The organism is Bradyrhizobium sp., assembly GCF_030693485.1.
Classification (GTDB): Bacteria; Pseudomonadota; Alphaproteobacteria; order Rhizobiales; family Xanthobacteraceae; genus Bradyrhizobium.
The window spans coordinates 1-14,001 of the sequence record NZ_JAUYAN010000010.1 but is presented as its reverse complement, the minus strand read 5'-3'; the positions used below and the strand labels follow the sequence as shown (position 1 = coordinate 14,001).

Genomic DNA, 14,001 nt, shown 5'->3' with positions numbered 1-14,001 from the left:
CATGCATCGGCCGCCCGGGCCGATCTGCCAGGGCGGGCAACTGCCACCGTCCCACTGGCATTCGCCGATATCTTCCGACCACGCATAGCCGCGCGGACAGACCAGCGGCCGGGACCGCTCCGAAGCGCGGCAGGACGAGCCGGTCCAGTAGCCGCCGAGTTCGCGGCAATTGGCGAGCGCCGAATCGTAGGCGTTGTTGCGCGGCGCGGCCGCGACGACGGCGCGTCCCGCGGGGCCGATCTGCCACTGGCTCAGATTCTCCTGGTCCTGGCGGTAGTCCTGGACCAGCGCCGGCGCGCCGCTGACCGCGATCAGAAAGCGATCTGTCTCGCGGTTGCGGAATTGCACGAACGAGGTGCCGTCTACCGGCTCGAAGCTCCAGTGCGCCTCGTCGGCATCCGGGAGCGCGGCGGTCGCGCGCAACCTGCCGTTCACGTCGGTGAGATAGGTCTTCTTCCACTGGTTCCTGATCCGCACGAAGGGCGAGCCCGGCACGGCTTCGAAGGTCCAGTGCCCGCTGTCCCATTCCGGCTTGACGTTGGGGATGTCGACGGTGCCGGAGGCCTGACTATTGAGCGCCGAAGCGGCGTTGTCGCGCGGCGAGATGCGATAGTTACCCCTGAGCTGGAATTGCTCGACCGGCGAAACCTGCGGCAGCTGAGTCATGGCGGCTTGCGGCGGAGCCGCCATTGCCGGCGGCGGTGCGGCCAGAGCGGGCGACGGCGGAAGCTGTTGGACGACCGGTGCCTGTGCGACCGGCGGCGGTGGAAGCGTCGCCGGCTGCACGTTGACCGGTGGTGGCGCGATCGGCTGCTGCACGCCGGGCGGCGGCGGCGCCAACTGCGCGGTGGCTACGCCGCCGACATCGATCGTGACCGGCTCGGCGGTGGCCGTGATGGCATAGAGGCATTTTTCGGCGTCGTCGGTCACGACCCAGGAATGGCCCGTGTTGGTGGTCTGCCGGAGCAGATTGCCGCCCTCGATCAGGCCGTTGAACTTGCGATCGCCGTTCGGATCGATCCAGTAAAGGCGCCGGCGCTCCGGGGAAGCGTTGCGGAAGGCCAATTCGACGGCACCGCCGGCCTGCACCGATTTCAGGCTGCTCTCGGCGCTGCAATCCTGCGTCTGCGCCGCACCTGGCGATATCGAAATCAACGTCGCCGCGCCGACCGCCAGAGCGACAACCGCAGATCGCGTCAATGGCAGAATTCGTTGCGGGATGAGGTCGGTACGATGTCGCTGCGAAATCGGGAAAGCGTTCATCACGCGAGCCGCAATGGCGTTGATCATTATCGAATTCCCCAGAATAGATCGAACGTGTCTCGTAATATCGCCCGCGATGGGCTCAAGCATCGGTCGACGATGCCCGGCATTGCGAAAACCAAAGCGTACACGGCGTTTCGCGCTGAGGTAAATGATCAATTTTGACTATGGGTGAACAATTCGGTCGCGGACGGACCTCAGTGCTCCGGCGGGTCCAGGCGCAGCGCGGATATTCCGCCGAGCAGGGCGACGACTTCGGTCTGGCGGCGGCAGCCGGTTTTCTCCAGCACGCCGCGAACCTGCACACGAACGGTGTTCGGTGAAACGCCGTTGTCGCCGGCGAGGTCGTCCACCGTTTTGCCGGCGGCAAGGCCGCGGGCGACGCGGGCTTCGGCCGGCGTGAGATCGAACAGCGACATGATAAGCTCCACCGGCGGCGAATTTGGCGCAGCGCGGGCAGCCCGGAATGCGGGCTATAAGGGCTACTCCTTTTCCGTCTTCTCCGGGCCGTCATAGGCGATGCCCCGGATCACCGCGGCATCGCCGAACTTCTTGCGCAGGCCGTCGATGGCGCGTTCGGCATGGGCGGAGCGGCGGTCCAGCATGTCGGTGTCGTCGGCCAGCGATCCCGCGCGCAATGCGCTGACGCCGGCGCCCATCAGGCGGAAGGCGGTGCCGTCGATTTCCTTCGCCAGCATTTCTCGGGTGACGGCGAAAATCTTCGCCGCCAGCTGGGTCGGCGCATGGATCGACTGCGAGCGGGTGCGCTGCCGGAAATCCGCGGTCTTCAGCTTCAGCGTGATGGTCAGTCCCGCCAGATCGCTACTCTTCAGCCGCGAGGATACTTTCTCGCACAACCGCCACAGCGTCTTTTCCAGCGTGGCAAAATCGCGGATGTCGGTCTCGAAGGTGGTCTCGTTGGAGATGGTCTTGGCGCCGCGTTCGGGCTCCACGCTACGGTCGTCGATGCCGCGCGCCAGCCGCCACAGCCTTCGGCCTTCGGCGGCGAACTGCTTCATCAGATCGATCTCGTCGGCGCGCTGCAGGTCGGCGATGGTGCGAAAGCCGCGCTGCAGCAGCCTTTCCTGGGTCGCCGGCCCGACGCCGTAGATGAATCCGACCGGCTTGTCCGCCATCATGATGCGCGCCTGTTCCTGATCGAGCGTGGCGAAGCCGCGGGGCTTGTCCAGGTCGGAGGCGATCTTGGCGAGAAACTTGTTGCAGGACAGGCCGACCGAAACGGTAATGCCGATGTCGCGCTCGACCTCGCGGGCAAAGCGGGCCAGAACTTTCGCAGGAATCATGCCGTGAACGCGCTGGGTGCCGGCGAGGTCCAGAAACGCCTCGTCGATCGACAGCGGTTCGACCAAAGGGGTCAGCGCCTGCATGGCATGGCGCACCTCGCGGCCGACCCGGACATACTTCGTCATGTCGGGGCGGATCACGGCGGCATGCGGGCACAGCTCCAGCGCCTTGAACATCGGCATTGCCGAACGCACCCCGAAGGTGCGAGCGATGTAGCAGGCGGCGGACACCACACCGCGCTTGCCGCCGCCGATGATCACGGGGCGGTCGGCGATGTCAGGATTGTCGCGCTTCTCCACAGTGGCGTAGAACGCATCGCAATCGATGTGGGCCAGCGTCAGCGCCGACAGCGCTTGGTGTCGCACCAGGCGAGGGGAGCCGCAGCCGCCGCATCGCCTGGCCGCGAAGTCGAGATCGCCGAGACAGTCCCGGCAAAAGCAGGTCGGCTCGCCCACCGCTGGCGCGGCTGCGCTCACGGCACCTCGCGCTCCCATTGCGGATCGTTCAGCGCCTGGTGCGCCGCAGCAATGTTGGTGGGATGGAGTTGCGAGACACCGGCAAATGCCTTCACAGTTGCGTCATCGCGCATGATGAAATCCAGCACGCTCGCGAGGAATCGCGGGTCCGCGGCCGCGGTGCGCAGGGTCTCCGGGCCGATTCCCGATTCGGCCAGGAATAGGCCCAGCCGCTCGGGCTCGGAGGCAATGAAGGACAGCGCCTGAACCGCAACGATTTCAGCTACTTCCCGGGGGTTGTGAACAGGCTTTTTCAACTGGTCCGTTTGCCTTTCGCTAACTTATGGTCTCTATTTTGTAAGCATCATGCCCGAGTCTGCGGAACGTGTTCAAGCAAGTGGAAACCACTTCGCATAAAGATGGCATGCGAGCTTAACGGGTTAGAGCGAATCTGGCGCTAGTTTGAATCAGATATTGACGCCCGGCGGCAGTGCCTGATGCACCGCAGGCCGGGTCTGCTTCCTCAGAGGGATTGGGAGGGACGGGATGGCCAAAACCGTCCTGATCGTGGAGGACAACGAGCTCAATATGAAGCTCTTTCGCGATCTGTTGGAGGCGCACGGCTATCAGACCTCGGGCACCTCAAACGGCTTCGAGGCGCTCGATCTCGTGCGCAAGCTTCGCCCCGATCTGATCCTGATGGATATTCAATTGCCGCAGGTGTCCGGCCTCGAGGTCACGCGCTGGATCAAGGACGATCCGGAGCTGCGCGCGATTCCGGTGGTCGCAGTCACCGCGTTTGCGATGAAGGGTGACGAGGAACGCATCCGCGAGGGCGGCTGCGAGGCTTATTTGTCGAAGCCGATTTCGGTCGGCAAATTTATCGAGACCGTCCGGCGTTTTATCGGATAGGAGTAATTTTCGATGTCTGCGCGTATTCTGGTCGTCGACGACGTGCCCGCCAACGTCAAGCTGTTGGAAGCCCGGCTGTCGGCCGAGTATTTCGATGTCCTGACCGCCTCCAGCGGCACCGAGGCGCTGGAAGTGTGCGCGCGCGCCGAATGCGACATCATCCTGCTCGACGTCATGATGCCGGATATGGACGGTTTCGAAGTCTGCCGCCGGCTGAAATCCAATCCGGCGACCCATTTCATTCCGGTGGTCATGATCACCGCGCTCGACAGCCCGTCCGATCGGGTGCGCGGGCTGGAGGCCGGCGCCGACGATTTCCTGACCAAGCCGGTGTCCGACATCGTGCTGATCGCCCGGGTGCGTTCGCTGACCCGGCTGAAGATGATGACCGATGAACTGCGCATGCGCGCCATCACCTCGCTGGAGATCGGCGTGCAGGCGCCGGAGCGCAGCGCGGTGTCCGATACCGGGAAGGGTGGCCGCATCCTCTTGGTCGACGACCGGCCTTCATCCTACGAGCGGCTGGCGCCGGTGCTCTCGACCGAGCACACGGTCGACGTCGAGTCCAACCCGGCCGAGGCGCTGTTTCATGCCGCCGAGGGCAATTACGACCTGCTGATCGTCTCGCTCGGCCTCGATAATTTCGACGGCCTGCGGCTGTGCAGCCAGGCGCGCTCGCTGGAGCGCACCCGGTCGGTGCCGATCCTGGCGATCGCCGACGCCGACAACAATGCGCGGCTGTTGCGCGGGCTGGAGATCGGCGTCAACGACTATCTGCTGCGCCCGGTCGACAAGAATGAGCTTCTGGCGCGGGCGCGAACGCAAATTCGCAAGCGGCGCTACACCGATCATCTGCGCGACAACATGCAGAACTCGATCGAGGCCGCGATCACCGACGCGCTGACCGGCCTGCATAACCGCCGCTACATGGAAAGCCATCTCGGCGCGCTGGCCGAGCAGGCCGCAAGCCGCGGCAAGCCGCTGGCGCTGATGATGCTCGACATCGATTTCTTCAAATCGATCAACGACAATTACGGCCACGATGCCGGCGACGACGTGCTGCGCGAATTCGCGGTGCGGATCCGCAAGTCGATCCGCGGTATCGATCTGGCCTGCCGCTACGGCGGTGAGGAATTCGTCATCGTGATGCCGGAAACCGATCTGCACGTCGCGGGCATGGTGGCCGAACGGCTGCGCCGTTCGATCGCCGGCGAACCCTTCGCGGTCAACAAGGGCACAAAACGCATCGAGGTCACGATCTCGATCGGGCTGTCGACGCTGGAGACCAAGGGCGAGCCGGTCGCGGATGTGCTGAAGCGCGCGGATACGGCGCTGTACCGTGCGAAGCACGACGGGCGCAACCGGGTGGTTTCGGCGGCGGCGTAGCTGGCGTTCCCGGACGCTGTGCAGCATCCCCACCAAAATCTCGAAAACAACCCCATGTACAGTAAGCGACCAACGTCTTTGCGGTATTTAAATACCTAAAGAAGGCGACTTCGGGGTTACTTGCTATCGCGCGATGACTTCCCTTCGCCAAGCATCACTCCCGCATTCCCCAACAGCACCTTCGCGGCTTGCTTCGCGGCGCGCGCCATCGAGGGGTCGTTGCGCACCAGATCCTGGGCGATCGCGCCGTCGACCAAAAGCGTCAGCTGGGTCGCAAGACCCTCCGCGTCGGCGACACCTAGCTGTTTCAACAGATCGCGAAACCAGAGACGGCGGCTTTCCTTGAAGGCGACCGCGATCTTCCGGACCGATCGATCCTCCGCGCCGAGTTCGGCGACCGCGTTGACGAACGGACAACCGCGAAAACCCTTGCTGGCAAAACCGCGCTCCAGCCGGTCGAAGGTGCCGAGGATCTGTTCGACCGGCGGCTTGTCGGATGGCGGCGCCTTGGTGAAACGGCCCGCCAGATAGGCCGCGATCAGTTCGTCCTTGGAGGGAAAGTGATTGTACAGCGTGCGCTTGCTGATGCCGATTTCGGCGGCGATGGTGTCGACGCCGACCGCGCGGATGCCGCGCTGATAGAACAGCAGGTCGGCGGTTTCGAGAATCCGCGCTTTCATGGTCGGTTTTTCGTCTGGCGGCATATCGCGTGGAAAACCTTTGTCCGGCTGCCTTGACAGCGGCAGCGCTCCCACATTAATTACACAGGTCGGTGTAATCAAGTCCGACGCGAGGGCAGGTTGCGGTCCAGCTGCGACCCAATGAGAGAAAAACAAGAAATGTCCCTGCTGCAGATTCTCCGTCCCACGCTTCCCATCCTGATCGGCGCCTCCATCATGCTGACGCTGAGCATGGGCCTGCGCCAGAGCCTCGGCATTTTCCTGCAGCCGCTGACGCAGGACATCAGGATTTCGGTGTCCGATTTCACGCTGGCGCTGGCGGTGCAGAACCTCGCCTGGGGATTCCTGCAGCCGCTGGCCGGCGCCATGACCGTTCGCTACGGCTTTCGCCCGATCATGATGGTCGGCTCGCTGTTCTACATCGTCGGTCTCGTGCTGCTGGCGAGCGCGCAGGGCATGCTCAGCGTGATGATCGGCGGCGGCGTACTGATCGGCACGTCGCTGGCATGCACGGCGGCCGCGATCGCGATGTCGGTGGCGGCGCGCTCGGTGCCGGCGGCGGTGCGCAGCACGGTGATGGGCATCGTTTCGGCGGCGGGATCGCTCGGCGCCCTGCTGTCGGCGCCGATCGGGCAGCTCCTGAACGAGGGTTTTGGCTGGCGCACCGGCATGATGGGATTTGTCATCCTGTCGCTCTTCATGCTGCCGGCGGCCTGGTACGCGGGCAGGGTGGACAAGGTGCCGCTGCCGCCGAAGGGACCCGACGACATCGCCGATACCTCGGCCGCGGTCGCGGTGAAGATCGCGTTCAGCAATCCGTCATTCGTGGTGATGACGCTGGCGTATTTCGTCTGCGGCATGCAGCTGGTGTTTCTCACCACGCATCTGCCGTCCTATCTCGCGATCTGCGGCATGGACCCGATGCTGAGCGCGCAGACGCTCGGCATGATCGGCGGCTTCAACGTGCTCGGCAGCCTGTTCTTCGGCTGGGCCGGCGAGCGCTGGAACAAGCTGGCGCTGCTCGGCGGCATCTACATCGCGCGCTCGCTGATTCTGGCCTGGTACTTCATGCTGCCGCCGTCGCCGGCATCGACGCTGCTGTTCGGGGCGCTGATGGGATTCCTGTGGATGGGCGTCGGTCCGCTGGTCGCCGGCGCCGTGGCCGAGATGTTCGGGCTGCAGTGGCAGGCGATGGTGCAGGGGCTCGCCTTCATGAGCCATCAGCTCGGCAGCTTCCTCGGCGCCTATGGCGGCGGCCTGCTGTACGATTCGCTGGGGTCCTACACCATGGCGTGGCGGATCGGCGTGGCGTTGGGACTCGCCGGCGGCATCATCCAGGTGGCGTTCGCGCTGATCCGGCCATCGGCGCCGCCGCCGATGGTGCCCGTGCGATAGGACATTACCGCCCGCCCGGCACGAAATGATCGCGCACCGACGCTGACAGGCCGGTTGCGACATCGGCGGCCCTGAACTCGATGTCGGTGGATTGCTTCGGCAGCTTCGCCGCCGGCACCTGCACCGATACCCTGATTTCCCTTGTCTGGTCCGGCCCGACCTCGACGATCAGCTTGCCGTCGGCGCCGCGTTCGATTCCCGAGGTGCGGATTTCCGCGGCGGGAAGACCGAGTACATCCAGCGCGACGGCGCGCGACACGCCGGCCTTGTTGAGGAAGCGCACGGTATAGTCGTTGCGGACACTGCCATCGGCCAGCGTGACGAACAGCGGGCTGCGCTCGTGCAGCGCGCTGATCCCAAGGGAGCTGCGGGTCGCCAGCGCGTACAGCATAATGCCGCCGACCATTGCAATGATGGCGGCATAGAGAACGGTGCGCGCCCGGATCAGCCGGTAGACCGGCGGCTTGCCGGCGAGCCGGCGCTCGGCGTTGATGTCGGTGTCGTAGGCGATCAGCCCGGTCGGCCGGTTCACCTGCAGCATGATGGTGTCGCAGGCATCGATGCACAGCCCGCATTGAATGCAGCCGAGCTGGATGCCGTCGCGGATGTCGACGCCGGTCGGGCATACATTGATGCACTGGTGACAGTCGATGCAATCGCCGGCGGGCTGGCCGGCAAGCCGCAGCTGCTCGGCCTTCTTGACGGAATTGCGTGGCTCGCCACGGTCACGCCGGTAGGTGACGTTGAGCGCCCACTCGTCGGTCAATGCCGCCTGGATGCGCGGCCACGGGCACATGTAGATGCAGACCTGCTCGCGGGCGTGGCCGGCAAAGACATAGGTGGTCGCGGTCAGGATGCCGATCCAGAGATAGGCGGCGAACGGCGCCTGCAGGGTGGCGAGGTCCTTCACCAGCGTCGGCGCATCGGCGAAATACAGCACCCAGGCGCCGCCGGTCCACCAGGCGATCATCAGCCACAGGAAGTGCTTGGTGGCGACCTCGCGAATATGCCTGAAGTTCCAGCCGCGCTTGTCCTTCAGGATGCGGTCGCGGCGGTCGCCCTCGACCCAGCGTTCGACGGCGTAGAACAGGTCGGTCCAGATGGTCTGCGGACAGAGATAGCCGCACCAGATCCGGCCGGCGAGGGCGTTCATCAGGAACAGCGCCATCGCCGCGATGATCAGCAGGCCGGTGAAGTAATAGACTTCCTGCGGCCACAACTCGATGAAGAAGAAATAGAAGCGGCGGTTCGGGAGGTCGAGCAGCACCGCCTGGCTGGGCAGGCCCGGTCCGCGGTCCCAGCGCACGAACGGGAGCAGGTAATAGATCGCCAGGCCCACGATCAGAAGCGTCCATTTGATCCGGCGAAACCGGCCATGGACGGCCTGCGGATAGACCTTCTTACGGGGCGCATAGAGCGGCCCTTCGATGATGGTTTCGCCCATGACGCGATGCTTTCGGACTTCGGTCAATTCGCCGCTGCAGCCAGACGTTTATTTGCAGCGTTCCGACGCGCGATTGATTCAGATCAATGCGGAGCGGCTTTGCCCCATTACATTACATAATGCTAATATAGGGATTGAAGGAGGTTTGCCGATGTCGCCTTTTGACAAGGCTTGGTCGCCTTACGCTGCGGGTATCCTGATAGGCCTGCTGCAAATCCCCGCATTCCTGTTGATTGAGACCGCGCTCGGCGCCTCGTCCTCCTATGTCACGGTGGGCGCGGCGATTGCCGGCCTGGTCGATCCTTCGCTGCTCAGGATCGATTACGTCGCCAGGCATGTTGCCGAGAATGCCAAGAACCTCTGGCAGGTGGCATTGGTCATCGGTATCGCGCTGGGCGCCTTCGCGTCGATGAAGCTGTCGGGCGCGGTCCGCGCGCCGGTTTCGCCGATCTGGGCGAAAGCACTCGGCTCGTCATCGCCCCGCCTGCGCTACGCGGTGGCGTTCGTCGCCGGCTTCCTGATGCTGTTCGGCGCCCGGATCGCCGACGGTTGCACCAGCGGCCACGGCCTTTCGGGGATGGCGCAATTGTCTGTCGGGTCCACCGTCGCGGTGGTTGCGATGTTTGCCGGCGGCATTGCCACCGCCTCGTTGCTGCTGCGTCGAATCTAACCGGGGAGGGATGATCATGTCGTCCGTTGCAGTCGGAATGCTAAGCGGTGTCTTGATGGGAATCGTGTTCGGATTCGCGCTGGAAAAATCGCGCGTGTTCGAGCCCGGAATGATCGTTGGCCAGATGCAGTTGCGCAACTGGATCATGCTCAAGGTGTTTCTGACGGCGGTTGCGACCGGCGCGGTGGTGCTGGCGTTTCTCAACGGGTTCGGCTTCGTCAAGCTGCAGCCAAAGGCCGCGCTTTATGCCGCCGACGTCGTCGGCGGGCTGATCCTCGGCGCCGGCATCGCATTGGCGGGCGCCTGTCCCGGCACCACGCTGGCGCAGATCGGCGTCGGCTATCGCGACGCCATCTTCACGCTGTTCGGCGGCCTGGCCGGTGCGGTGGCGTTCTCCTACGCCCAGCCCTGGCTCGCCAGGTCGCTGATCGGCACCGGGCCCAAGCTATTGTTCACCGACCTCGCCGGCATGGCCTATTGGCAGGGCGCGGTCGCTTTGGCGGCCGTCATCGTCGTCATCCTGGCGCTGATCGAGCGGGCGCGGCCCTGGCGCAAAGACCTCGGTGCGGACGTCGATGGAGATTTTGCGGAGTCGGCGCAGCCGAGCCATCGCCTGGCACCCGCGGAATGAACGCACCGGCTTTTCACCAAATCTTCCTCCACCACAAGGGATAAAGACCATGAGCAATGTTGGATCGATTGATCGCGTCGCGCGTATTGTCGTTGGAATTCTGCTGCTGGCGTTCGCCGTTCCGCTGGGCTTTCCCCAGACCGGCTGGAATTGGGTCGGCTGGATCGGGTTTGTGCCGCTGGCGACGGGCGTGTTCGGCTATTGCCCGGCGTATTCCCTGTTCGGCCTGTCGAGTTGCCCGGTCCGGCAGGGAAAATGATGCGGGATCGCGGACGCCGCATCACAAAATGAAAACGGGGCCGCGAGGCCCCGTTCGAAGTCAGTAGCGTCCCGCGATTGTTACTTGATCTTGGATTCGCGGAATTCGACGTGCTTGCGCGCGACCGGGTCGTACTTCTTCTTGACCAGCTTGTCGGTCATGGTGCGCGAATTCTTCTTGGCGACGTAGTAAAAGCCGGTATCCGCCGAGGAAACGAGCTTGACCTTGATGGTGACCGCTTTGGCCATGTTTAGAACCCTTGATGTCTGGAATCGGACGCCGGCCCATCAGGCCCGCATTTGCCGCGCAACCTAGCTTCTGACAGCCCAAAGTCAAGGTTTTGCAGGCGAAAACGGGCCCGATTCCGGCCCATTAACCCTCGAAGAACCGGTTTTTCGGCCGCGGCAGACCCAAATTCTCCCGCAATGTCTTTCCCTCATACGCGCGCCGGAAGATTTCGCGCCGTTGCAGTTCCGGCACGACCTTGTCGACGAAGTCGTCGAGCCCGGCGGGCAGGAACGGGAACATGATATTGAACCCGTCGCAGCCTTCCGTGGTCAGCCATTGCTCCATCTGGTCGGCGATGGTTTCCGGCGTGCCGACGAACGACAGTCCGCCATAGCCGCCGACCCGCTGCGCGAGCTGGCGCACCGTAAGCTTGTCGCGCGCGGCGGCATCGACCAAGCGCTGACGGCCGCTCTTGCTGGCATTGGTTTCGGGGATGTCGGGCAGTTGTCCGTCGGGATCGAAGCCGGACGCGTCGGTGCCGAGCTGAACCGAGAGCGAGGCGATCGCGCTGTCGTAATGCACCATGCTGTCGAGCAAAGCGCGCTTCTCTTTTGCCTCCTCGATACTGTCGCCGACCACGACGAAAGCGCCGGGCAGGATCTTCAGATGGTTGCGGTCGCGACCGAGCCTGTCCATGCGGCCCTTGATGTCGGCATAGAGTTTCTGGCCGTCGGCGAGCGGGCCGCCGCCGGTGAACACGGCTTCCGCCGTCTCCGCCGCGAGCTGCCTGCCGTCCTCCGAGGCGCCGGCCTGCACGATGACCGGCCAGCCCTGCACCGGTCGTGCGATGTTGAGGGGACCGCGCACCGAGAGATATTTGCCCTTGTGATTCAGCACGTGCATCTTTGCGGGATCGAAATACAGCCCGCTCTCGACGTCGCGCATGAAGGCGTCGTCGGCGAAGGAATCCCACAGACCGGTCACCACATCGTAGAATTCGCGCGCCCGCCTGTAGCGCTCGGCATGCTCCATGTGGTCGTCGAGCCCGAAATTCAGCGCCGCATCCGGGTTGGAGGTGGTGACGATGTTCCACCCGGCGCGGCCATTGCTGATGTGATCGAGCGAGGCGAAGCGGCGGGCGACATGATATGGCTCGTCGAAGGTGGTCGATCCCGTCGCGATCAGCCCGATATGTTCGGTGGCGCCGGCCAGCGCCGACAACAGCGTGAACGGCTCGAACGAGGTGACGGTGTGGCTGCGCTTCAGCGCATTGACCGGCATGTTCAGCACGGCGAGATGGTCGGCCATGAAGAAGGCGTCGAACTTTCCCGCTTCCAGCTTCTGGATCAGCTTCCTGATATGCGAAAAATTGAAGTTGGCGTCCGGCCAGGCGCCGGGATAGCGCCACGCGCCGGTGTGAATGGAAACCGGCCGCATGAACGCGCCAAGCCGCAACTGACGTTTTGCCATTGCCCCATTTCCGTTTGGTTGTTGTTGGGGAAGAGATAGGGACGCCGTTTCGCAAAGGCATCAGGGATGGACGAGAAGAATCTTGCGAATTGAGCAGCACTTGGAGAACGATGACGGTGTGTGAGCCTCATGGTGAGGAGGCGCTTCTTCAGCGCCGTCTCGAACCATGAGAGCCCGTGTCCATCCTTCGAGACGCCGCGCGAAAGGCGCGCGGCTCCTCAGGATGAGGAGTGGAGCTACACCCCCAGCACGTCCTTCTGCATTCGGTTGCCGTAGAAATGGAAGAACGGCACCGGCGCGTCATGGCTGAGCGGGCCGGTGGCGAGGCGCTTTTCCAGTTCGTTGAGGACATTCTTCGTCATCGGATGGGCGTCGGCCAGGTGTTTGGAGCCGAGGTCAACCCACACCAGTTCGACCAGTTCGGCCTCGGCGTGAACCACGCCCTCGACGCGATGGGCGATGGCTGACGCGTCGGCGGTGAAGAACCTGGTATCGAAGCGGCGGACGCGGCCGGGCGGGGTGATGGCGCGGGCGATCAGATACAGTCCTGAGGGATCGGGCAAGAGACCTGCTTGCGTGAACGCCTGCCAGGCGCCTTCGAGCTTCGGCGCCTTGCCGTCGTTCTTGCGGCCGAGGCAAAGCCCGGTTTCCTCGCAGGCCTCGCGGATCGCGGCGATCGCCAGCGAACGCGCCCGCGATGGCGTGATCTTCGGGCTGCCCTTCATCAGATTGTCTTCGAGTGCTTTCGGGATCGGCGCCGCCACCGGTACGCGGTTGTCCGACTTGTCGACCCGGCCGCCGGGAAAAACAAACTTGCCGGGCATGAACACCACCTTGTCGTGGCGTTTGCCGACCAGAACCTTCGGCACCGTGGCGGTGCGATCGACCAGGATCAGCGTGGCGGCGTCTTTCGGCCGGAAATAGGGATGATGGTCGGCCTCTTTGCCTTCTTCCACGGCGGCAGCGGCAGCTTCAGTCATTCCGTCCCCACTTGTTCTTGGTTTCTTGTCGGCGTTCTTGTCGGTTATCCCGGCGATATCTCATCGGTGGCATTTTCGTCAAACCCGTGCATGCGCAAGGCCCACTGCAAGCCGACCACGGCGCCCTTCACCGGCTGCAGCAACAGCAAGGATGCCACCAGGGTGAATGAAAGGTAGACCGTGAGCTGCAGCCAGACCGCTGGCGCATAGTGGGTCTCGATCCACAGCGCGGCCGGAACCACGATGTGGCCGACGATGACGATGACGAGATAGGCCGGCAAATCGTCGGCGCGGTGCGGCGTGAAATCCAGTCCGCAAGCCGAACAGTGATTGTCGACTTTCAGGAAGGCACGAAACAGCTTGCCTTCGCCGCAACGCGGGCAGCGGCAGAAAAAGCCGCGCTTCATCGCGGTCCACACGTCGCGCTTTTCGGCGGATGCCTGCTGCTGAGTCCAGGTTCTCGCTGCGGTGACGGTATCCATGGTCTATCCTTTGAAGGGCTTGCCCTTCTTCGATTTGCCCGACTTACTCTTGTCTTTGCCTTTACTCTTGCGATCCTTCTTGCGCGGCGTGCGGCCCGGATGCGCCTTGGCCTTCGCCCGCATGGCATCGCCGGCGCCGGGTCGCCTGCTGCGTCCGCGCGGGGCGACGGTGCCTTCCGACAGCAGTTCGAACCGCAACGCGCCCGCCACTGGGGCTGCTTCTACCAGACGAACGTCGACCACGTCCCCCAGCCGGTGCATGGCACCGCTGCGTGTGCCGACCAGCGCGTGGCGGGTCTCGTCATAATTGAAGTATTCGGTGCCCAGCGTGCGGATCGGGATCAGGCCGTCGGCGCCGGTATCCGAGAGTTTGACGAACAGCCCGGAGCGGGTGACGCCGGAAATGCGGCCCTGGAAGGTGGCCCCGATGCGGTCGGCGAG

16 protein-coding genes and 1 pseudogene are annotated in these 14,001 nt (G+C 64.0%); 6 read left to right on the top strand and 11 right to left on the bottom strand.

Features of this window, described 5'->3' with window-relative positions:
- From Q8N40_RS00990 to Q8N40_RS00975, 4 genes and pseudogenes are all read right to left on the bottom strand, one after another.
- Window positions 1–1,290, bottom strand: a pseudogene (locus Q8N40_RS00990) (hypothetical protein); the annotation flags it as partial.
- Window positions 1,291–1,460: 170 nt separating this feature from the next.
- Window positions 1,461–1,682: a helix-turn-helix transcriptional regulator gene (locus Q8N40_RS00985; protein WP_305710476.1), complete on the bottom strand. Its 222-nt coding sequence runs from the start codon at window positions 1,680–1,682 to the stop codon at window positions 1,461–1,463.
- A 63-nt stretch (window positions 1,683–1,745) separates the two neighbouring features.
- Window positions 1,746–3,062: a DNA polymerase IV gene (locus tag Q8N40_RS00980; RefSeq protein WP_305710475.1), complete on the bottom strand. Its 1,317-nt coding sequence runs from the start codon at window positions 3,060–3,062 to the stop codon at window positions 1,746–1,748.
- A complete protein-coding gene (locus Q8N40_RS00975) occupies window positions 3,041–3,340 on the bottom strand; it encodes a DUF3572 domain-containing protein (RefSeq protein ID WP_305710474.1) in 300 nt (99 codons plus the stop codon). Before Q8N40_RS00975 ends, Q8N40_RS00980 begins: the two co-directional genes overlap by 22 nt.
- A 229-nt stretch (window positions 3,341–3,569) precedes the next feature.
- Between Q8N40_RS00975 and Q8N40_RS00970 the strand changes: the two genes are divergently transcribed.
- Together Q8N40_RS00970 and Q8N40_RS00965 are read left to right on the top strand one after the other, a co-directional pair.
- Window positions 3,570–3,935, top strand: a complete 366-nt coding sequence (locus tag Q8N40_RS00970; protein ID WP_027538546.1) for a response regulator — start codon at window positions 3,570–3,572, stop codon at window positions 3,933–3,935.
- A gap of 12 nt (window positions 3,936–3,947) precedes the next feature.
- The gene (locus Q8N40_RS00965) at window positions 3,948–5,321 is read left to right on the top strand and encodes a PleD family two-component system response regulator (protein ID WP_305710473.1); all 1,374 of its coding nucleotides are present in this window, start codon (window positions 3,948–3,950) and stop codon (window positions 5,319–5,321) included.
- Between the two features lie 116 nt (window positions 5,322–5,437).
- Here the strand turns inward: Q8N40_RS00965 and Q8N40_RS00960 are convergent, their stop codons facing one another.
- A complete protein-coding gene (locus Q8N40_RS00960) occupies window positions 5,438–6,001 on the bottom strand; it encodes a TetR/AcrR family transcriptional regulator (RefSeq protein ID WP_305320955.1) in 564 nt (187 codons plus the stop codon).
- A gap of 159 nt (window positions 6,002–6,160) precedes the next feature.
- On the opposite strand from Q8N40_RS00960, the gene Q8N40_RS00955 reads away from it, so the two are divergent.
- The gene (locus tag Q8N40_RS00955; RefSeq protein WP_305710472.1) at window positions 6,161–7,396 is read left to right on the top strand and encodes an MFS transporter; all 1,236 of its coding nucleotides are present in this window, start codon (window positions 6,161–6,163) and stop codon (window positions 7,394–7,396) included.
- 4 nt (window positions 7,397–7,400) lie between these two features.
- Here Q8N40_RS00955 and ccoG read toward each other — a convergent pair whose 3' ends face one another.
- Entirely contained in the window at window positions 7,401–8,840 is a 1,440-nt protein-coding gene (ccoG, locus tag Q8N40_RS00950; protein ID WP_305710477.1) for a cytochrome c oxidase accessory protein CcoG, read from the bottom strand.
- 151 nt (window positions 8,841–8,991) lie between these two features.
- On the opposite strand from ccoG, the gene Q8N40_RS00945 reads away from it, so the two are divergent.
- The 3 genes from Q8N40_RS00945 to Q8N40_RS00935 are packed head-to-tail and all read left to right on the top strand — an operon-like array spanning window position 8,992 to window position 10,400.
- Window positions 8,992–9,510, top strand: coding sequence for a YeeE/YedE thiosulfate transporter family protein (locus Q8N40_RS00945; RefSeq protein WP_305320957.1), 519 nt, complete (start codon window positions 8,992–8,994; stop codon window positions 9,508–9,510).
- Between the two features lie 16 nt (window positions 9,511–9,526).
- The gene (locus tag Q8N40_RS00940; protein WP_305320958.1) at window positions 9,527–10,141 is read left to right on the top strand and encodes a YeeE/YedE thiosulfate transporter family protein; all 615 of its coding nucleotides are present in this window, start codon (window positions 9,527–9,529) and stop codon (window positions 10,139–10,141) included.
- Window positions 10,142–10,190: 49 nt separating this feature from the next.
- Window positions 10,191–10,400 carry a DUF2892 domain-containing protein gene (locus Q8N40_RS00935; protein ID WP_305320959.1) on the top strand — a complete coding sequence of 70 codons (210 nt, stop codon included), beginning with the start codon at window positions 10,191–10,193 and terminating at the stop codon, window positions 10,398–10,400.
- A gap of 80 nt (window positions 10,401–10,480) precedes the next feature.
- Here Q8N40_RS00935 and rpmG read toward each other — a convergent pair whose 3' ends face one another.
- The 5 genes from rpmG to Q8N40_RS00910 all read right to left on the bottom strand — a co-directional run.
- The gene (gene rpmG, locus Q8N40_RS00930; RefSeq protein WP_045008041.1) at window positions 10,481–10,648 is read right to left on the bottom strand and encodes a 50S ribosomal protein L33; all 168 of its coding nucleotides are present in this window, start codon (window positions 10,646–10,648) and stop codon (window positions 10,481–10,483) included.
- Between the two features lie 124 nt (window positions 10,649–10,772).
- Window positions 10,773–12,098: an LLM class flavin-dependent oxidoreductase gene (locus tag Q8N40_RS00925; RefSeq protein ID WP_305710471.1), complete on the bottom strand. Its 1,326-nt coding sequence runs from the start codon at window positions 12,096–12,098 to the stop codon at window positions 10,773–10,775.
- A 236-nt stretch (window positions 12,099–12,334) separates the two neighbouring features.
- On the bottom strand, window positions 12,335–13,078 hold the full coding sequence (locus Q8N40_RS00920; protein WP_305710470.1) for an NUDIX hydrolase: 744 nt from the start codon (window positions 13,076–13,078) through the stop codon (window positions 12,335–12,337).
- 44 nt (window positions 13,079–13,122) lie between these two features.
- Window positions 13,123–13,560, bottom strand: coding sequence for a DUF983 domain-containing protein (locus Q8N40_RS00915; protein ID WP_305710469.1), 438 nt, complete (start codon window positions 13,558–13,560; stop codon window positions 13,123–13,125).
- A 3-nt stretch (window positions 13,561–13,563) separates the two neighbouring features.
- Window positions 13,564–14,001 (bottom strand): S1 RNA-binding domain-containing protein (locus Q8N40_RS00910; RefSeq protein WP_305710468.1); only part of this gene is annotated, 438 nt, incomplete at its 5' end.